Here is a 17437-nt window from a genome sequence, read left to right on the forward strand (position 1 = left end):
TCACGCGCTTTGCTTCCGTCGTCGCCAGCCTCCTTCCCCGCGGACGGCGAATCCGTCGATCTCCAGTTCCGGCAGCAGGGCTCGCACCCGCCCCAGCGGGAGGCCGGATTCGGCCGCGATCTCGGTGTCGGACCGGCCGGCGCGGACGGCCAGTGCCTCGTAGGCCCGCAATGCCTCGGGTCCCAGCCGGTCCGTGGGCCGTTTCGGGCGGGCCGAGGCGGTGTCCTCGGCGATGCCGAAACGGCCTACGGTCTCGAGGATTTCGTCGACCGTCGAGACCAGCGTCGCCCGGGCTTCGCGGATCAGTTCGTGACAGCCGACGGACATCCCGGACGAGACCGGCCCCGGCAGCGCCATCACCACCTTGCCGAGCGCGCCGGCGGTGCTCGCGGTGTTGCGGGCGCCGCTGCGGCGCCCCGCCTCGACCACCAGGGTGCCCTCGGTGAGGGCGGCGATGAGCCGGTTGCGGACGAGGAAGCGGTGCCGGGCCGGTGGCGTGCCGGGCGGGTACTCGCTGACCACCGCGCCACCCGACCGGACGATCCGGTTCAGCAGCCCGACGTGGCCAGCCGGGTAGCCCGCGTCGACGGCACAGCCCAGCACCGCGACGGTGACCCCCTCGGCGGCGAGCGCACCGCGGTGCGCGGCGCCGTCGATGCCGTAGGCGGCGCCGGAGAACACCGGCACGCGGCGGGTGGCCAGCCCGTAGGAGAGCTCGGCCGCGTGGTGTTCGCCGTACTCGGTCGCCGCCCGGGCGCCGACCACGGCCACGGCGCGGTCGGCGGCGGTGCCGAGCGCCGCTTCGCCGGCGACCCACAACGCCAGCGGAGGCACCGCTTCGGCCACCCCGCGCCGGGCGGCGAGGTCGAGAGCGAGCAGCGGCCAGGCGGGCCACTCGTCGTCCTCGGGCACGACCAGGCGAGCGCCTGCCGCGGCGGCGCGCGCGAAGTCCTGGGTGACGAGGTCGTACTCCCGGCGCGCCTCGGTCGCCTTCAGCACCTCGCCGGGGCAGTCGCCCCGCCGAACCCGCCCGGCGGCGTCCACCGGGCCGTGTTCGGCCACGAAGGCGACGAGCGCCGGGGCCGGTGGCTCGGCCACCCGGAGCAGGTAGGCGCGGGCCTGCCGCAGTTCATCGGCAGTCATACGTCCTCCCCTGTCGGGCATCGGTCGGCTGCGCCACCGGTTTGGGTGCGGCCGGCACGCGCGGACCGCCAGTGGCTCGGCCGGGCCGGGACGCGCGAGCGCTCCCCCGGCCTCTCGGTGGTCATGCGGCTACCCGTTCGCGGAAGGCCAGTGCCGAGCCGATCTGGTCGGCTCCTGGGCGGGGCTCGCCGTCCAGGTCGGCCAGGGTCCAGGCGATGCGCAAGCAACGGTCGGCGCCTCGGCCGCTCAGCACGCCGCGGTCCATGGCCCGGTCGAGCAGGGTCGTCGCCTCGGCGGGCAGGGCGAACTGGCGCCGCAGCGCCGGGCCGGGCACCTCCGAATTCGATCGCCAGCCGTGCTCCCGCCACCGCCGCGTGGCACGTTCGCGGGCCTGCAGCACGCGTCCGCGGACGGTTTCCGACGGCTCCGCCGTCCCGGTTTCGTGCGCGTTGAGCGCACTCAGCGGACGAAGGCGGACGCGCAGGTCGACCCGGTCGAGCAGCGGTCCGGAGAGCCGGCCGAGGTAGCGACGGCGGGCCGTCGGCGAGCACACGCAGTCGGCTTCCTTCGGGGGCGCGCACGCGCACGGGTTGGTCGCCAAGACGAGCTGGAACCGCGCCGGGTACGTGATCGAGCCCTTGACCCGGGCGATGCGCACCTCACCCTCCTCCAGCACCGTGCGGAGCGATTCGAGCCGCTGCCCGCCGAACTCGCAGACCTCGTCGAGGAACAGGACACCGCGGTGAGCGCGGCTGATCGCGCCGGGCGACGCGAGCCCGCTGCCGCCGCCGATCAAGGCGGCGACCGTGATCGAGTGGTGCGGTGCCACGAACGGGGGCACCGTGACCAGCGGCGAAGACTTCGACAGCGAGCCGTCGACCGAGTGCACCGCCGTCACCTCCAGGGACTCCTCGGGCGACAGCCGCGGCAGCAGGCCGGGCAGCCGCCTGGCCAGCATCGTCTTGCCGACGCCGGGTGATCCGGTGAACAGCAGGTGGTGCCCGCCCGCGGCGGCGACCTCGAGCGCCCAACGCGCTTCCGGCTGACCGACGACGTCGGCGAGGTCCGGCACGGACGGTGGCGCGACGGGTCCGGGCGGTTCCGGCGGCACGAGGCCGGCCTCGCCCTTCAGCCACACCACCACATCGCGCAGGCTCACCGCGCCTGCGACGTCGATGCCGTCCACCAGCGCCCCTTCGGCCAGGGACTCGGCCGGGACGACGGCCCGCTCGTAGCCGGCCGCGCGAGCCGCCAGGAGGCCGGGGAGGATGCCGCGGACCGGGCGGACGCGGCCGTCGAGGGCGAGTTCGCCCAGCAACACCGTGCCGAGCAGCCGGGTCGCCGGCACGGCGCCGGTCGCGGCGAGCACCGCGGCGGCGATGCCCAGGTCGTAGGCCGAGCCGACCTTCGGCAGGTTCGCCGGGGACAGGCCGAGCGTCACCTTGCCGTCCGGCCAGGGCTGCCCGGAGTTGCGGACGGCGGACCGGACGCGGTCCTTGGCCTCGCGCAGCCCGGCGTCGGGAAGGCCGACGAGCGTCACGCGGCTCAGACCGCCGCCGAGGTCGGCCTCGATCTCGATGACCCGGCCGTCGATGCCGAGCAGCGCCACCGACCACGCTTTGGCGATGGGCATCAGAACGCCGCCTCGATGTGCTGCAGGCGGGGGCGGGTGCCGGGCTCGGCGAGGATCGTGACGACGTCGTAGCGGACGGGGCACCAGCCGATGCGGAGCTCGCGCAGCCAGCGTTGGGCGGCCTGGCGCACGCGGCCGGCCTTCTCCTCGCTGACGGTCTCCGACGGCAGGCCGAACTCGGTTCCGGTGCGGGTCTTGACCTCGCAGAAGATCACCCGGACGCGGTCGGTGAGGATGAGGTCGATCTCGCCCTCGCGGCAGCGCCAGTTGCGGCCGAGCAGGATCAGGCCGTGGTCCCGCAGGTACCGGAGGGCGAGGTCTTCGCCCCAGGCGCCCAGGTCGCGGCGGTGTCTTGCGAGCTGGTCGGTGCCCGTCATCGTGTTCGCCCCTCGTCGTGCGCCGGTCACCGGGACGGTCCCGGTGATCACGGTGCGTGTGCGTTCGACGATGCCAGGGCGCGGGACGGCGGAGCCAGACCCGAATCTCCGCGCTGTGGACAACCGGGGGGATGTGGACAACTGGTCCACGAATCCGCGGCGAAGGGCACGAACTGTCAGCCCCTTGTGCTAGGGCAACGAGATCGCACAGGGCCGAAAAGCGCCGCGCCGGCTCATCCAGGTCGGATGAGCCGGCGCGGCGGTCGAAGACGGGACTCAGCCCGAGAACGGACCGTCCTCGGGCAGGCGAAGGTCGGGTTTGTCGAGCTCCTCGACGTTGACGTCCTTGAACGTGATCACGCGGACGTGCTTGACGAAGCGGGCGGGACGGTACATGTCCCAGACCCAGGCGTCGGACATGCGGACCTCGAAGTACACCTCACCGCCGCCGTCGCGGACCTGGACGTCGACCGCGTTCGCCAGGTAGAACCGCCGCTCGGTCTCCACCACATACGAGAACTGGCTGACGATGTCGCGGTACTCGCGGTACAGCGACAGCTCCATCTCGGTCTCGTACTTCTCGAGATCCTCTGCGCTCATGAAATCCGCGCCCCTCCTCGGGATCGTGCCGCTGCTCCGCCGGCGGAACGTTCATTGTGACCCACACCCGCGGCCGGGGCATGCAGCGGCAGGCTGAGTTGTGGCTCGAGTGCTTCGTCGAGGACCGCGGCCAGGCCCGCCGCGGCGCCGGCCTCCACGGCCTTTTCCAGCGCCGCGTAGGTCAGCAGGACCGGCCGCGCGGGGCGCATGCCGTGCTTGATCGCCACCGTCGCCACGTTCGTGTACGACCATCGGTGGACGTCGCTCGGCCCGTGTTCGCGAAGCGCCGCCAGGTGGTCGGACGTGCTGTAGCCCTTGTGCACGTCGAAGCCGTAGTGCGGGAGGTCGTCGTGGTAACCCGCCATGATGCGGTCCCGCGTGACCTTGGCCAGCACCGACGCGGCCGCGATGCAGGCCACCGAACGGTCACCCTTGATCACCGCCGTGTTCGGGGCGGTGAGGCCGGGGACCCGGAACCCGTCGGTGAGGATGTAGCCCGGGGACACGCGGAGCGCCGCCGCGGCCCGGCGCATGCCCTCCAGGTTCATCACCCGGATGCCGTAGAGATCGACCTCGGCGGTGGGGATGACGATCACCGAGTAGTCGACGGCCCGGGCGAGGACCAGGTCGTAGACCCGGTCGCGCGCCTTGGCCGTCATCAGCTTGGAGTCCGTCAGCTCGGTGAGCTTCGCCGCGTCGCCCTGTTTGAGCACGCAGGCCGCGACCACCAGCGGCCCCGCGCACGCCCCGGCGCCGGCTTCGTCCACACCGGCGACCGGGCCGAGGCCACGGCGGTCGAGCGCGCCCTGCAGACCCCAGAAGAGGTCGCCGCGCACCACGGCCCGCGGTGGCCGGATCGGCTCGGCCGCGGTGAGGGGAACGGGAAGTGTCAAGGCTGGATCACCCGTCTGCCGACAAGGATCGAGTGGCTAGGGTTTCCGCCCGGCCGCCCGGCGCAGTCCGGACTTGAGCTTGCGCCCGAGGAACAACGTCGGCCACGCCGCCGCGATCCCGGCACCGAGCGGAAGCCCGCTCTGCCAGGCCGGCGCGCCGAGCGCCACCGGCTGGGCCGACGCCTGCGGGTTGTGGTCGGTGATCCCGCCCCAGCGGCCCGGCGGCAGGACGATGATCCGCGCCTTGCCGATGACGTTGTCCACGGGGACCGCGCCGTTCTCCCGGCCGCCGCCCTGGAAGCGGGAGTCGTCGGAGTTGTTCCGGTTGTCGCCCTGCACCCAGAGCATCCCGGCCGGGACCTTGACCGGCTCGAAGGCCTTCTGCTCCTGGTTCGACGGGTCGTCCCAGTAGATGTACGGCTCGTCGAGCGCCTTGCCGTCCACGATCATGCGGCCACGGGGGTCGCAGCACTGGACGGTCTGCCCGCCGACCGCGATCACCCGCTTGACGAAGTCGCGCTCGTCCGGCGGAGCGAACCCGACCAGCGAGCCGAGGCCGCGCAGGCCTCGGACGATGATGTTGTCCGACTCCTGGGGCGCGATCTCGTTGTTGATCCACGCCGGCGGGCCCTTGAACACGATCACGTCGCCCGGCGAGGGTTCGGTGAAGTCGTAGGTGACCCGGTCCACCAGGATCCGGTCACCCGTGCAGCCGGGACACCCGTGCAGCGTGGCCTCCATGGACCCCGAGGGGATCATGAAGACCTTCGCAAGGAATGTCTGGATCAGAATCGTGAGCACCAGGGCGATCACGAGCAGGATCGGCAGTTCCTTCCAGAACGACCGTTTCTTGGCGGGCTTGGCTCGCCGCCGGCGGGATCCCCCGCGCTCCTCGGAACGGGACAGCCGAGGCTTGTCCTCCTCGAAGCGATCGGGGTCATCCTCAGGAGCGTTCTGGGACACAGGTTCGGCCACGTCGTCAGGCTACCGGTAACCGGGTTTCGACTCAGTTAGCCGACGCCGTCTCGCGGTTCTCGCGGCGCTCCTTGATCTTGGCCTTCTTGCCGCGCAGCTCGCGCAGGTAGTACAGCTTCGCGCGCCGCACGTCACCGCGCTTGTGGACCTCGATCGAGGCGATGTTCGGCGAGTGCACCGGGAAGGTGCGCTCGACGCCGACACCGAACGAAACCTTGCGCACAGTGAAGGTCTCCCGGATGCCCCCGCCCTGGCGGCGGATGACCACGCCCTGGAAGACCTGGTTGCGCTCGCGGTTGCCCTCGATGACGCGGACACTCACCTTGAGCGTGTCGCCCGGGCGGAAGTCCGGGATGTCGGAACGCAGCGACTGCTTGTCCAGCGCGTCCAGGGTGTTCATCGGTGGTCCGTCCTCGTCTTCGTATGGCTTGCGTACACATCCCGGGCGCGCAGCGATCCCGCTGCGGGCGACCCAGGGGGCTGATGGCGGGCTGGTGAACGAGGAAGTCCACTCACGCCAACCTGTCAAGTATTACAGACCGGTATTGGGCGCGGAGAACCGGCCCTCGGCCTGCTCGGGGTCCAAGCCCTCCAGGACCCCGCGATCGTGCTTGTCGAGACTGTCTTCCGGCAGCCGCGCCAGGAGATCGGGGCGGCGCCGGGCGGTGCGTTCGAGGGCCTGGTCACGCCGCCAGCGGTCGATCAGCGCGTGGTTGCCCGACCGCAGCACCTCCGGGACGGCCAGGTCCCGCCACACCTCGGGGCGCGTGTAGCTGGGCCCTTCGAGCAGGCCGTCGGAGAACGAGTCCTCGGCGGCCGAGCGCGCGTTGCCGAGCACGCCGGGCAGCAGCCGGACGACGGCCTCGACGATGACCAGCACCGCCGCCTCGCCGCCGACCAGGACGTAGTCGCCGATCGACACCTCGTCGACCGGCATCCGGCGGGCCGCGTCGTCGACGACCCGCTGGTCGATGCCCTCGTACCGGCCGCACGCGAAGACCAGGTGCTCCTCCGCGGCATAGGCGTGCGCGAGCTCCTGCGTGAAGGGCCGCCCCGCCGGCGTCGGCACGACCAGCCGCGTCCCGGGACGGCAGACGTCGTCCAGCGCCGGACCCCAGACCTGCGGCTTCATCACCATGCCGGGACCGCCGCCGTACGGCGCGTCGTCGACCGCGCGGTGCACGTCGTGCGTCCACTCGCGCAGGTCGTGCACGCCGACCTCGATCAGGCCGCGGTCGATCGCCCGGCCCAGCAGCGCGGCGCGCAGCGGGTCGAGGTATTCGGGGAAGATCGTGACGACGTCGATGCGCATCTCAGGCGTCCAGGAGCCCTTCCGGCGGGTCGAGGACGACCCGGCCGCCGGCGATGTCCACCGTCGGGACGATCGCGCGGACGAACGGCACCAGGACCTCGCGGCCGTCGACGTCCAGCTCGAGTAGCTCACCCGCCGGCGAGTGGGCGACCTCGACGACCTTGCCCACCACCGTCCCGTCGAGCAGTTCGGCCCGGAGGCCGGCCAGCTCGTGGTCGTAGAACTCTTCGGGGTCCCCGGTGGGCGGGAGCGACTCGGTGTCGACGAGCAGGAGGGCCCCCCGCAGCGTCTCGGCGACGTCGCGGGTCAGGACCTCCTCGAAACGCACCAGCAGCCGCCCGCTGTGTTCGCGGGCGGCTGCGATGGTGAGTTCCCTTTTGCTGCCGTCACGCAGCTTCGTCGTGAGAGCCGCACCGATCTTGAACCGCTCTTCCGGCGAGTCCGTGCGCACGTCCACCGCTAGTTCCCCGCGGATGCCGTGCGCTTTCGCGATGCGGCCGACTACGACGTCCATCCTGACCAGTCCGACCCGGCTCAGCGATCGGTGTCGACGACGTCCACCCGGACGCCGCGGCCACCGATGCCGCCCATGACGGTGCGCAGGGCGGTCGCCGTGCGACCGCCCCGGCCGATCACCTTGCCGAGGTCGTCGGGGTGCACGTGCACCTCGAGCGTGCGGCCACGGCGCGTGGTCAGCAGCTCGACCCGAACCTCGTCCGGGTTGTCGACGATCCCGCGCACCAGGTGTTCGAGGGAGTCCGCGAGGAAACTCACTCGGACTTCTCGCCCTCAGCGGCCTCCGCCTTCTCGGCCTCGGCCTTCTTCGGGGCGGACTTCTTCTTCGGCGTGGTGGCCTCGGTGGTGGGCTCCTCGCCGGCCGCGGCCAGCGCCGCGTTGAACAGGTCCTGCTTGGACGGCTTCGGCTCGGCCACCTTCAGGGTGCCCTCGGCGCCCGGCAGACCCTTGAACTTCTGCCAGTCACCGGTGATCTCGAGCAGGCGCTGGACCGGCTCGGTCGGCTGCGCGCCGACTCCCAGCCAGTACTGGGCGCGCTCGGAAGAGACCTGGATCAGGCTCGGCTCTTCCTTCGGGTGGTACTTGCCAATCGTCTCGATGGCCTTGCCGTCCCGGCGGGTGCGCGCGTCGGCGACGATGATGCGGTAGTACGGCGCACGGATCTTGCCGAGGCGCTGCAGCTTGATCTTGACGGCCACGGGTGTGGGTTCTCCTCGAATCTCTCTGGTGCTGGGCTGGGCACACGCGGGCCGAGTGGGGACACGGACGCGGGCACCCGAAGGTCAGGAGCTTTCGCACGGTGAGAGGGTCCGGCGGAAGCAGGCAGTGCACCATTCTGCCAGACGGTGTCGGCGGGCCGGGAAAGAGGCTCAGAAAGAGGCCACGCCGAGCGCGCCGAGCAGGATGGTGAGCGCCGGCAGGAAGTTGTTGACCTGGTGCGCGACGATGCTGCCCGGCAGCCGCCCGGTGACCAGCCGCGCCAGGCCGATCGGCACCGCGATGACCAGCAGCAACGTCGTCCGGAGCGGCTCGAGGTGACTGGCCGCGAACACCGCCGTCGTCAGCAGGAACGCCGCGACGCGGCCCCAGCGCTCACTGCGCCACTGCAGCTGTTCCGCGGCGCCCCAGAGCAGGCCGCGGTAGATGATCTCCTCGCAGATCGGCCCGAGCAGCCAGAGGTAGACGAACATCACCACGGCCGCCGACACCGACATCTTGCGGTCCTCGACCAGCGCGCTGATCGCCGACGTCGCGTTGGCGTTGCCGACCAGCTGCGTCCAGAGGTAGGCGCCGAAGGTGGTGAAGACGAGCCCGACGCAGCCGAACCGGAAGCCGGTCTTCACGTCGGCCCAGCGCCATTCGAGCCGGAGGTCGAGCACGGGACCGTTGCCGCGCACGAAGGTGATCAGCACCGCGACGCCGGCCGCGATCATCGTCGGCAGCATGGTGCCGAGCAGCACGACCCGCATCGGCAGCGGGCCGGGACCGGTGTCGCCGACCAGCGCGGAGATGAACGCCGCGGACGCCAGCAGGACGACCTCGACGAGCAGGAAGGCGCCGAACCCCCACCGGTGCCGTGGCGGGGGCGGCAGGAAGGCGGGCTCCTCGGGCGGCGGCGGCTCCTCGGGGAACGGCGTCGCGTCGGGAGCCGGGTCCCGAGGCTGGGAAGTGGTCACGCCTTGCCCCTCCGCGCTCGCTCGGCTCCTGGCTTCCGAGATTAGCCGCCGGAATGTGATCTCACAGTATCTGTCCGGCTACTGTCCATCGATCTTCGCAACGTCAGTGGGTGACGAAGAGCAGCACCGCGGGCGGGAGGTTGTTGGCCGCGTGGGCGATCACCCCGGCGCTGACGCGGCCGGACAGGTGGCGGGCCAGCCCGATCGCGATGCCCTGGCCGAACAGGGCGATCGTGCGGGTCGGCTCGCCGTGCAGCTGGGCGAACACCAATGCCGTGAGGAGAAGCACCACCCAGGACGGGATCCGGTGGACCGACAGCGCCTTCCACAGCGTGCCGCGGACCAGAAGTTCCTCCGTGATCGGCGCGCCCGCGATGACGATCACCGCCGCGAGGACCAGCCACACCGTGTCGCCGTCGAAGGTGTCGGCGAGGTCGGTCAACGGGCCGTCCGAGCCGTCGTCCGCGCCGTAGACCGCGATCAGCACCAGGTTGAGCAGGTAGCCGACGACCAGCGCGAGCACGCCGCACGCGAGGCCGATCCGGACGTCGCGCCAGGTCGGCTTGAGGCCGAAGTCCGCGCGCAGCCCGTCGCCCCAGAGCCACGAGCCCGCCGCCGGGCCGAGGCCGAGCAGGAGGTTGGGCACGAACGCCAGGAGCAGAAGCGGGCCGACGTCGCGCAGTTCCAGCGGGTCGAACTCGCCGACGTCGCGGTTGACCGCCGCGGCGATGACGAGGTTGGTCAGGTAGTAGCCGGCGATGCCCGCGAAGAACGCCACGAAACACCAGTGCGCCCCCAGCACGCGCCGTGCGCCGTCGTCTTCCGTCACGGGCCCAACGCTAAAGTGCCGACCCCGCAAGGAAAACGGCGGGGGTCTACGCGTAGACGACGCCGCCCAGCACGATCCGCGACGGATGCCGGAGGACGCCCAGGTCCTCGCGCGGGTCGCTCGCGTAGACGAGCAGGTCGGCGGGCGCGCCGTCGGCGATGCCGGGGTGGCCGAGCCAGTCGCGGGCCGCCCAGGACGCGCTCGCGAGGGCCTGCTCGCGGGTCATCCCCGCGCGGTGCAGCGCCTCGATCTCGTCGACGAGCCTGCCGTGCTCGACCATGCCGCCGGCGTCGCTGCCCGCGAAGACGCGCACGCCCGCTTCGACGGCCGAGGCGACCATCTCCCCGACGCCGGCGTGCAGCGCGCGCATGTGCGCCGCGTACGTGGGGTACTTGCCCGCCCGGTCCGCGATGCCCGGGAAGTTCTCGATGTTGATCAACGTCGGCACCAGCGCGACGTCGTGGCGCGCCAGTTCCGCCAGCTGGTCCGCGCTCAGGCCGGTGCCGTGCTCGAGGCAGTCGATGCCGGACGCGATGAGCCCCGGCAGCGCGGCTTCGCCGAACACGTGCGCGGTGACGCGGGCGCCGTGTTCGTGCGCCACCTTCACCGCCTCGGCCAGGACGTCGTCCGGCCACAGCGGCGCGAGGTCGCCGGCGCCGCGGTCGATCCAGTCGCCGACCAGCTTGACCCAGCCGTCGCCGTCGCGCGCCTGCTCGGCGACGGCCTCCGGCAGCTGCGACGGATCGTCCAGTTCGATCCCGAGGCCCGGGATGTAGCGCCTGGCCAGTGCGAGGTGCCGGCCGGCGCGGATGATCGTGGGCAGGTCGGCCCGCCGCTGCAGCGGCCGGACGTCGATCGGCAGGCCGCAGTCCCGGATGAGCAGCGTGCCCGCATCCCGGTCCGCGACCGCCTGGGCCGCCGCCTCTTCGAGCGAGACCGGCCCGCCGACGCCGATGCCGGGGTGGCAGTGCGCGTCGACCAGGCCGGGCACGAGAAAGACGTCCCGGCCGAGCGATCCGGCGCCGGGCACCGGCTCGAACGAGATCCGGCCGCCGGTGATCCACAGCTCCGCCGGTTCGCCGCCGGGCAGGAGCACCCCGGCGACGTGCAGTGTCGTTTCCCCCGACGCCCCGCTCAATTGTCCTTGGGGTTCTTCGGCAGCTTGAACTTCGTCGGGTCGAAGCCCGGGACGTCGTTCATGCCGCCGAGCTTCGACAGGTCGGGCATCCCCCCGCCGCCGGGCATCCCGCCACCCGGGGGCAGCATCGGCATGCCGGGGAAGCCGCCGCGGACCTTGGGCTGCGTCGGCCCGCGCCCCTTCTTGCCTTTCTTGCCCTTCCGGGACTTCGAGCCGCCGCCTCCGCCGCCGAAGCCGAACCGGCCGGCCATCTGGGCCATCATCTTGCGGGCCTCGAAGAACCGGTTGACCAGGTCGTTGACCTCGCGGACGGTGACGCCGGAACCGTTGGCGATGCGCAGCCGCCGCGAGCCGTTGATGATCTTCGGGTCCTCGCGCTCGGCCGGCGTCATGCCGCGGATGATCGCCTGCAGCTTGTCCAGGTGCTTGTCGTCGACCTGGGCCAGCTGGTCCTTCATCTGGCCGGCACCGGGCAGCATGCCCAGCAGGTTGCCGATCGGGCCCATCTTGCGGACCGCGAGCATCTGCTCGAGGAAGTCCTCGAGGGTGAGCTGGCCGCTGGAGAGCTTCTCGGCGGTCTTCTCGGCCTGCTTCTGGTCGAAGGCCTGCTCGGCCTGCTCGATCAGGGTGAGCACGTCACCCATGCCGAGGATCCGCGACGCCATCCGGTCCGGGTGGAAGGTGTCGAAGTCCTCGAGCTTCTCGCCGTTGGAGGCGAACAGGATCGGCTGGCCGGTGATCTCGCGGACGCTCAGCGCGGCACCACCGCGGGCGTCGCCGTCGAGCTTGGTGAGCACGACGCCGCTGAAGCCGACGCCGTCCTGGAACGCCTGGGCCGTGGTCACGGCGTCCTGGCCGATCATCGCGTCGACGACGAACAGGACCTCGTCCGGCTCGACCGCGTCGCGGATGTCGGCGGCCTGCTTCATCAGCTCTTCGTCGACACCCAGGCGGCCCGCGGTGTCGACCACGACGACGTCGTGCTGCGCGTGCTTCGCCTCGGTGATGGCGCGGCGCGCGACGTCGACCGGGTCGCCGACACCGTTGCCGGGCTCGGGCGCGAAGGTGACGACCCCGGCGCGTTCGCCGACCACCTGCAGCTGCGTGACGGCGTTGGGCCGCTGGAGGTCGCAGGCGACCAGCATCGGCGCGTGGCCCTGCTTCTTCAGCCACATCGCGAGCTTGCCGGCGAGCGTCGTCTTGCCCGCGCCCTGCAGGCCGGCGAGCATGATCACGGTCGGCGGGGTCTTGGCCAGGTTGAGACGGCGCGTCTCGCCGCCAAGGATCCCGACGAGCTCCTCGTTGACGATCTTGACGACCTGCTGCGCGGGGTTGAGCGCCTCGGAGACCTCGGCGCCCTTCGCTCGTTCCTTGATCCTCGCGATGAAGGTCTTGACCACGCCGAGGGCGACGTCGGCCTCCAGCAGCGCGATGCGGATTTCGCGCGCGGTGGCGTCGATGTCGGCGTCGGACAGCCTGCCCTTGCGCGTGAGCGTCTGCAGGGCGGCGGTGAGCCGATCGGACAGGGTGTCGAACACGGGTGTGCACGCTCCAGCTGGGTCGAGAGTGGCGTGCCGGACCGGGCCGGCCCCTCCGAGGGTAGTCGCTCCGGCTCCCCTACCTCGCGGGTACGCGAAAGTCCCTTACATGACTAGTAAACATTAACTTACTACTCTTCCGGGCAGTAACGCCACAAAATGGACCCTTGAACGAAACTTGCTGGCGTCGGCGCCGCCGATAAGTAAACATACGTGTATGACTTCCGCGACCAGACCGCGTCCGTCGCTCGCCGAACCGGCCGCAGACGCCGACGAGCCGGTCCCCCTGAGCCGGATCGCCGGCCTGTTCCGCCCGCACCGCGGGCCGCTCTGCGCACTGTTCGCGCTGATCGTGCTGCAGGCGGGCCTCGGCGTCGTCTCGCCGTTCCTCCTGCGCGAGATCCTCGACGAAGCGCTGCCGCACCGCGACACGGTCCTGATCAGCCTGCTGGCCGGGGGGATGATCGCCTGCGCGGTCGGCAGCGGCTCCCTCGGCGTCGCCACGACCGGGCTGTCCAACACCATCGGGCAGCGGGTGATGAACGAGCTGCGCGTCACCGTCTACGGCCACCTGCAGCGCATGTCGCTGGGCTTCTTCACCCGGACGAAGAGCGGCGAAGTGCTCTCGCGGGTCTTCAACGACATCGGCGGCGTCGACAACGTGATCACCACGACCGCGGGGTCGGTGGTGCAGAACGCCACCACGACGATCGCCATCGCGGTCGCCCTGGTCGCGCTCGACTGGCAGCTGGCGGCGCTCTCCCTCGTCGTCGTGCCGCTGTTCCTGCTGTTCACGCTGCGGCTCGGCCGCAAGCGGCGCTCGCTGGCCCGCGGCCGGACGCGGCGGATGGCCCGGCTGACCACGATGGTCGAGGAGTCCCTGTCGGTCACCGGCGTGCTGCTCGCCAAGACGATGGGCAACGAACGGGCCATGCGCGAGCGGTTCGGCGCCGAATCGCGGGAGATCGCCACACTGGAACGGGCCGGCGCGCTGGCCGGGCGCTGGCAGGTCGCGTCGCGGAGCATGAGCCTGACGGCGATCCCCGCGCTGGTCTACTGGATCGCCGGGCTCGCGCTGGCGGGCGGCGCGACGCCGTTTTCGCTCGGCACCGTCGTCGCCTTCACCAGCATGCTGAACAGGCTGGTCGCCCCGGCCACCGCGATGCAGACGATCGGGCAGAACGTGGCGACGTCGAAGGCGCTGTTCGGCCGCATCTTCGAGGTGCTCGACCTGCCGGCGGAGATCGCCGACAAACCCGGCGCCGCCGAGCTGGTCGTGCGTCGCGGCGACGTCTCGATGCGCGGGGTTTCGTTCCGCTACGACGACGACGGTCCGGTGACGCTCGAAGACATCGACCTCGACGTCCCCGCCGGGACCACGACGGCGCTGGTCGGCTCGACCGGCTCCGGCAAGACGACGCTGGCGTACCTGGTGGCGCGGCTCTACGAGGTGAACGAAGGTTCGGTGAAGATCGACGGCGCCGACGTCCGCGACGTCACGCTCGCCTCGCTGGCCGCCGGGGTCGGGCTGGTGTCGCAGGAGACGTACCTGTTCCACGACACCGTCCGCGAGAACCTGCGCTTCGCCAGGCCGGACGCGACCGACGAAGAGATCGAACAGGCCGCGAAGGCCGCGCACATCCACGACACCCTGGCGGGCCTGCCCGAGGGCTACGACACCGTCGTCGGGCAGCGCGGCTACCGGTTCTCCGGCGGCGAGAAGCAGCGGATGGCGATCGCCCGGATCCTGCTGCGCAACCCGCCGGTGCTCATCCTCGACGAGGCGACCAGCGCGCTCGACACCCGCACCGAACGCTCGGTGCAGGCCGAGCTCGACCGGCTCGCCGCGGGCCGCACGACGCTGACGATCGCGCACCGGCTGTCCACTGTGGAGCACGCAGACCAGATCGTGGTGCTGCACGAAGGCCGGATCGCCGAACGCGGGACGCACGAGGAGCTGCTGGCGCGCGACGGGCGTTATGCCCGGCTGGTGCGGGGAACGGATCAGTAATCTGGGGCCATGCACCCCGAACCCGACGTCGCTTCGCCGGTCAGCGCGGACCCCGAGCTGGCCGACCTGGCCTGGCGGGTGCGCGAGAGCGTCGGGCGGCTCAACTGGCGGATGCGCGCCGAGCGCGACCCGAACGGCCCCGGCCCGGCGGTGCTCGCGGTGCTGAGCCGGCTCTACCGGGCGGGCACGCACACGCCGACCGAGCTGGCCGAAGCGGAACGGCTGCAGCCGCAGTCGCTGACCCGGATCCTCGCCTGGGTGACCGAACGCGAACTCGTCACCCGCACGGCCGACCCCGAGGACGGGCGCCGCTCGCTGGTGAGCATCACCCCGGCCGGGCTGGCGGTGCTGCGGGAGTACAGCGTGCGGCGGGAACGCTGGCTGGCGGCGGCGCTCGAATCGACGCTCTCCCCGACCGAGCGGCAGCTGCTGAAGCTGGCTTCGGACCTGCTCCTGCGGGTCGCGGACGCCTGAAAGGCTGCCGCGGAGACCCCTCGATCCCTCCGCGGCAGCCTTCGAGCCACCCCCTCGCCGCCCCGCCTCCCCGCGGTGCGGCACGGGTCCCGGGAACGGACCGCTCCTCCTTCGGCCCGCCCCGGAACCCTGCTACCCGGACAGCTCACCTCCCCAGGGGCCGTCCGGACTTTCCCCCTCACCAGCGATCCGGTACTCGCTGGCAGGACGAAGTCTGCCGCGCGGACGGCGGCCGGTTCAGTGTGAGAACCCTCAATTACCCGTGGGTAGTAATACTCAGCCGGACGTCTTCGTCCGCCCACGGCTGCGCGTCGCGGCCTGCTTCGCCGTCGTACGCGCCTTCGCCGCTCTCGATGCGGCGGCCTTGGCCTTCGCGACGGCCGCGTTGCGCGCGTCCTCGGCTTCCGACGCGGTCTCCTGCAGCGCCGCCAGCAGCCGCGTGACGCCCTCGCCCTGTTCGGCGGCCGTCGGCTGGACGACCTCGGCGCCGTCGATCTTCGACCGGATCAGCGACTCCAGGGCCACCCGGTAGCGGTCCGGGTAGCGCCCGGGGTCGAACTCGCCCGTCAGCTCCTCGACCAGGTTCACCGCGCGGCGCAGCTCGCCGGGGCGGATGTCGAGGTCGGCGTGCCGGAACGGGAAGTCGGGGGCCCGCACCTCATCCGGCCACAGCATCGTCTCGAGCACGATCACCTGGTCGCGCACGCGCAGCGCGCCGAGCGTCTCGCGGCGGCGCAGCGCGACGGTGACCAGCGCGATCCGGCCGGACTGCTGGAGCGCCTCGCTGAACAGCACGTACGGCTTCGTGCCCGCCGGCTCGGGCTCGAGGTAGTAGCTCTTCGCGAACCAGATCGGGTCGACGTCGGCGAGCGGGGCGAAGCCGCGGATGGCGATCGTGCGGCCGGGCATCGGGAGGGACGCCAGCTCGTGGTCGGACAGCAGCACGACGTCCCCGCCGGGGACGGGGTAGCCGCGGACCATCTCCTCGGGCGGCACCTCGGCGCCGTCCACCTCGCACACCCGCTTCACCCGGACGCGGCCGCCGTCGGCTTCGTGGACCTGGTGCAGCGGGATCTCCCGCTCCCCGGTCGCGCTGTACGCCTTCACCGGGATGGCGTAACTGCCGAACCCGATCGTGCCCGTCCACACCGCGCGCATGCGTGCCACCTCCGCAGCTCCCAGGCTAGCCACGCGGCCGTGCGCGACGACAGCTACAAACGGGTGTCAGGGGCGACGGATTCGCTCACACATTCGAACGACGGCGTGACCTCGTCGAGCGCCTCGGCCGAACATCGGGCCGCGATGGCCGCCGCCCGGAGCACTTCGGTGACCACTTCGACGTCCACGGGCGGCGCCGCGGCGAGCGCGTTCGCACCGCCTTCGACGCGGGCGACGAGGCCGGCGAGCGCGTGCGAGATGGCTTCCTGGCCGGCGACGAGGTGGGCGACGACGTCGGTGAGCTCGGTGGTCGTGGCGCCCGGGCCGCCACAGCGCAGGCCTGCGGCGAGTTCTTCGGCGCAGGAACGCAGGTGGGTGGCGACGACCGTCGGCGGCAGCGTCAGCCGCGGCGGATCCTGCTCGTGCCCCAGCACCGCTCACCACCCTCCGGTCGGGGAGCCATGTCGGGGAGCAATAGTGCCACCGGCACCGGCCGTCGCCGGACGCGACACACCGGGTCATCGCGAGCGCGGCTTATTTGACCGATCGTTCTCGAAACCGCTAGGGTTCGAGTCATGTCCCGGATCAAGGAGTTCGACGTCGACGAAGCCTGCGACGCCGCCCTCGCACTCTTCCGGCGTCAGGGCTACGAAGCGACGTCGGTCAGCGACCTCGTCACCCACCTCGGCGTCGCGAAGGCGAGCCTGTACGCCACCTTCGGCACGAAGCACGACCTCTATGTGACGACGTTGAAGCGCTACGCCGAGCGCACCGACGCCCGGGTCATGGCGGAGCTCTCGAAGCCGGGGCCGGGCGTGCCCGCGGTCCGCCGGCTGATGGCGGGCTACGTGGCGGACATCCTGGGCGAAGCCGGGCCCATCGGCTGCTTCGTCGTCAACGCGGCGATCGAGCTGCTCCCCCGCGATCCGGAGGTCGCCCGGATCGTGGAGCGGAGCTGGGACACCCTCGAGGTGGCCCTCACCATGGCGCTGGAACGCGCCAAGGCCCAGGACGAACTCCCCGGCGGCAGCGACCCGGCGACGCTGGCCCGGTTCCTGCTCACCGTGCTCCAGGGCCTGCGGGTCCTGGGCAAGGGCGCCGACGCGGCGCCGCGGCTGGACGCCGCCGTGTCTCAAGCAATGCGCGTACTCATTCAAGAATGAT

General features: G+C 71.7%; 20 protein-coding genes. 3 read left to right on the forward strand and 17 right to left on the reverse strand.

Translation table 11 applies throughout. The features are described 5' to 3' along the window. From dprA to ffh, 15 genes are all read right to left on the reverse strand, one after another. Positions 1-1143, reverse strand: a complete 1143-nt coding sequence (gene dprA, locus AB0M82_RS34320; RefSeq protein WP_364731022.1) for a DNA-processing protein DprA — start codon at positions 1141-1143, stop codon at positions 1-3. A gap of 121 nt (positions 1144-1264) precedes the next feature. After that, positions 1265-2776 (reverse strand): YifB family Mg chelatase-like AAA ATPase, encoded by a 1512-nt coding sequence (locus AB0M82_RS34325; protein ID WP_364731025.1) that lies wholly within the window; start codon positions 2774-2776, stop codon positions 1265-1267. After that, positions 2776-3153 carry a YraN family protein gene (locus tag AB0M82_RS34330; protein ID WP_364731027.1) on the reverse strand — a complete coding sequence of 126 codons (378 nt, stop codon included), beginning with the start codon at positions 3151-3153 and terminating at the stop codon, positions 2776-2778. Before AB0M82_RS34330 ends, AB0M82_RS34325 begins: the two co-directional genes overlap by 1 nt. 276 nt (positions 3154-3429) lie before the next feature. Then, complete coding sequence (locus AB0M82_RS34335; protein WP_091297407.1) at positions 3430-3753, reverse strand: DUF2469 domain-containing protein; 324 nt, start codon at positions 3751-3753, stop codon at positions 3430-3432. Beyond that, on the reverse strand, positions 3750-4592 hold the full coding sequence (locus AB0M82_RS34340) for a ribonuclease HII (protein WP_364731174.1): 843 nt from the start codon (positions 4590-4592) through the stop codon (positions 3750-3752). The genes AB0M82_RS34335 and AB0M82_RS34340 overlap by 4 nt, the downstream gene beginning before the upstream one ends. 90 nt (positions 4593-4682) lie before the next feature. After that, positions 4683-5621 carry a signal peptidase I gene (gene lepB / locus AB0M82_RS34345; RefSeq protein ID WP_364731030.1) on the reverse strand — a complete coding sequence of 313 codons (939 nt, stop codon included), beginning with the start codon at positions 5619-5621 and terminating at the stop codon, positions 4683-4685. Positions 5622-5652: 31 nt separating this feature from the next. Further along, positions 5653-6021: a 50S ribosomal protein L19 gene (gene rplS / locus AB0M82_RS34350; RefSeq protein ID WP_364731032.1), complete on the reverse strand. Its 369-nt coding sequence runs from the start codon at positions 6019-6021 to the stop codon at positions 5653-5655. 132 nt (positions 6022-6153) lie between these two features. Beyond that, positions 6154-6933 (reverse strand): tRNA (guanosine(37)-N1)-methyltransferase TrmD, encoded by a 780-nt coding sequence (gene trmD / locus AB0M82_RS34355; protein ID WP_364731035.1) that lies wholly within the window; start codon positions 6931-6933, stop codon positions 6154-6156. A gap of 1 nt (position 6934) precedes the next feature. Beyond that, positions 6935-7447 (reverse strand): ribosome maturation factor RimM, encoded by a 513-nt coding sequence (gene rimM, locus AB0M82_RS34360; RefSeq protein ID WP_364731037.1) that lies wholly within the window; start codon positions 7445-7447, stop codon positions 6935-6937. A gap of 20 nt (positions 7448-7467) precedes the next feature. Beyond that, positions 7468-7707: an RNA-binding protein gene (locus tag AB0M82_RS34365; RefSeq protein WP_003103110.1), complete on the reverse strand. Its 240-nt coding sequence runs from the start codon at positions 7705-7707 to the stop codon at positions 7468-7470. After that, entirely contained in the window at positions 7704-8147 is a 444-nt protein-coding gene (gene rpsP / locus AB0M82_RS34370; RefSeq protein ID WP_364731040.1) for a 30S ribosomal protein S16, read from the reverse strand. Before rpsP ends, AB0M82_RS34365 begins: the two co-directional genes overlap by 4 nt. A 171-nt stretch (positions 8148-8318) precedes the next feature. Then, positions 8319-9125, reverse strand: coding sequence for a type II CAAX endopeptidase family protein (locus AB0M82_RS34375; RefSeq protein ID WP_364731042.1), 807 nt, complete (start codon positions 9123-9125; stop codon positions 8319-8321). A gap of 103 nt (positions 9126-9228) precedes the next feature. Then, on the reverse strand, positions 9229-9954 hold the full coding sequence (locus tag AB0M82_RS34380; RefSeq protein WP_364731044.1) for a type II CAAX endopeptidase family protein: 726 nt from the start codon (positions 9952-9954) through the stop codon (positions 9229-9231). A 46-nt stretch (positions 9955-10000) separates the two neighbouring features. Beyond that, complete coding sequence (locus AB0M82_RS34385; RefSeq protein WP_364731047.1) at positions 10001-11092, reverse strand: amidohydrolase family protein; 1092 nt, start codon at positions 11090-11092, stop codon at positions 10001-10003. Beyond that, positions 11089-12630 (reverse strand): signal recognition particle protein, encoded by a 1542-nt coding sequence (gene ffh / locus AB0M82_RS34390; RefSeq protein WP_364731050.1) that lies wholly within the window; start codon positions 12628-12630, stop codon positions 11089-11091. Before ffh ends, AB0M82_RS34385 begins: the two co-directional genes overlap by 4 nt. Positions 12631-12847: 217 nt before the next feature. On the opposite strand from ffh, the gene AB0M82_RS34395 reads away from it, so the two are divergent. Both AB0M82_RS34395 and AB0M82_RS34400 read left to right on the forward strand, forming a co-directional pair. Continuing rightward, positions 12848-14641 (forward strand): ABC transporter ATP-binding protein, encoded by a 1794-nt coding sequence (locus tag AB0M82_RS34395; protein ID WP_364731052.1) that lies wholly within the window; start codon positions 12848-12850, stop codon positions 14639-14641. A gap of 9 nt (positions 14642-14650) precedes the next feature. Further along, on the forward strand, positions 14651-15115 hold the full coding sequence (locus AB0M82_RS34400; RefSeq protein WP_364731055.1) for a MarR family transcriptional regulator: 465 nt from the start codon (positions 14651-14653) through the stop codon (positions 15113-15115). A 276-nt stretch (positions 15116-15391) separates the two neighbouring features. Here AB0M82_RS34400 and AB0M82_RS34405 read toward each other — a convergent pair whose 3' ends face one another. Together AB0M82_RS34405 and AB0M82_RS34410 are read right to left on the reverse strand one after the other, a co-directional pair. Then, on the reverse strand, positions 15392-16273 hold the full coding sequence (locus AB0M82_RS34405) for a Ku protein (protein ID WP_364731057.1): 882 nt from the start codon (positions 16271-16273) through the stop codon (positions 15392-15394). A gap of 53 nt (positions 16274-16326) precedes the next feature. Further along, entirely contained in the window at positions 16327-16707 is a 381-nt protein-coding gene (locus tag AB0M82_RS34410) for a hypothetical protein (protein ID WP_364731060.1), read from the reverse strand. Between the two features lie 141 nt (positions 16708-16848). On the opposite strand from AB0M82_RS34410, the gene AB0M82_RS34415 reads away from it, so the two are divergent. Further along, positions 16849-17436, forward strand: a complete 588-nt coding sequence (locus tag AB0M82_RS34415) for a TetR/AcrR family transcriptional regulator (RefSeq protein ID WP_364731062.1) — start codon at positions 16849-16851, stop codon at positions 17434-17436. Position 17437: the final 1 nt, after the last annotated feature.

Origin of the sequence: Amycolatopsis sp. NPDC051128 (genome assembly GCF_040682715.1) — a bacterium.
In the GTDB taxonomy this organism is placed as follows: domain Bacteria; phylum Actinomycetota; class Actinomycetes; order Mycobacteriales; family Pseudonocardiaceae; genus Amycolatopsis.

Coding starts and splice junctions, on each gene's coding strand:
- dprA (WP_364731022.1), bottom strand. CDS start 1,143: ATGACTGCCGATGAACTGCGGCAGGCCCGCGCCTACCTGCTCCGGGTG.
- AB0M82_RS34325 (WP_364731025.1), bottom strand. CDS start 2,776: ATGCCCATCGCCAAAGCGTGGTCGGTGGCGCTGCTCGGCATCGACGGC.
- AB0M82_RS34330 (WP_364731027.1), bottom strand. CDS start 3,153: ATGACGGGCACCGACCAGCTCGCAAGACACCGCCGCGACCTGGGCGCC.
- AB0M82_RS34335 (WP_091297407.1), bottom strand. CDS start 3,753: ATGAGCGCAGAGGATCTCGAGAAGTACGAGACCGAGATGGAGCTGTCG.
- rplS (WP_364731032.1), bottom strand. CDS start 6,021: ATGAACACCCTGGACGCGCTGGACAAGCAGTCGCTGCGTTCCGACATC.
- trmD (WP_364731035.1), bottom strand. CDS start 6,933: ATGCGCATCGACGTCGTCACGATCTTCCCCGAATACCTCGACCCGCTG.
- rimM (WP_364731037.1), bottom strand. CDS start 7,447: ATGGACGTCGTAGTCGGCCGCATCGCGAAAGCGCACGGCATCCGCGGG.
- AB0M82_RS34395 (WP_364731052.1), top strand. CDS start 12,848: ATGACTTCCGCGACCAGACCGCGTCCGTCGCTCGCCGAACCGGCCGCA.
- AB0M82_RS34400 (WP_364731055.1), top strand. CDS start 14,651: ATGCACCCCGAACCCGACGTCGCTTCGCCGGTCAGCGCGGACCCCGAG.
- AB0M82_RS34405 (WP_364731057.1), bottom strand. CDS start 16,273: ATGCGCGCGGTGTGGACGGGCACGATCGGGTTCGGCAGTTACGCCATC.
- AB0M82_RS34415 (WP_364731062.1), top strand. CDS start 16,849: ATGTCCCGGATCAAGGAGTTCGACGTCGACGAAGCCTGCGACGCCGCC.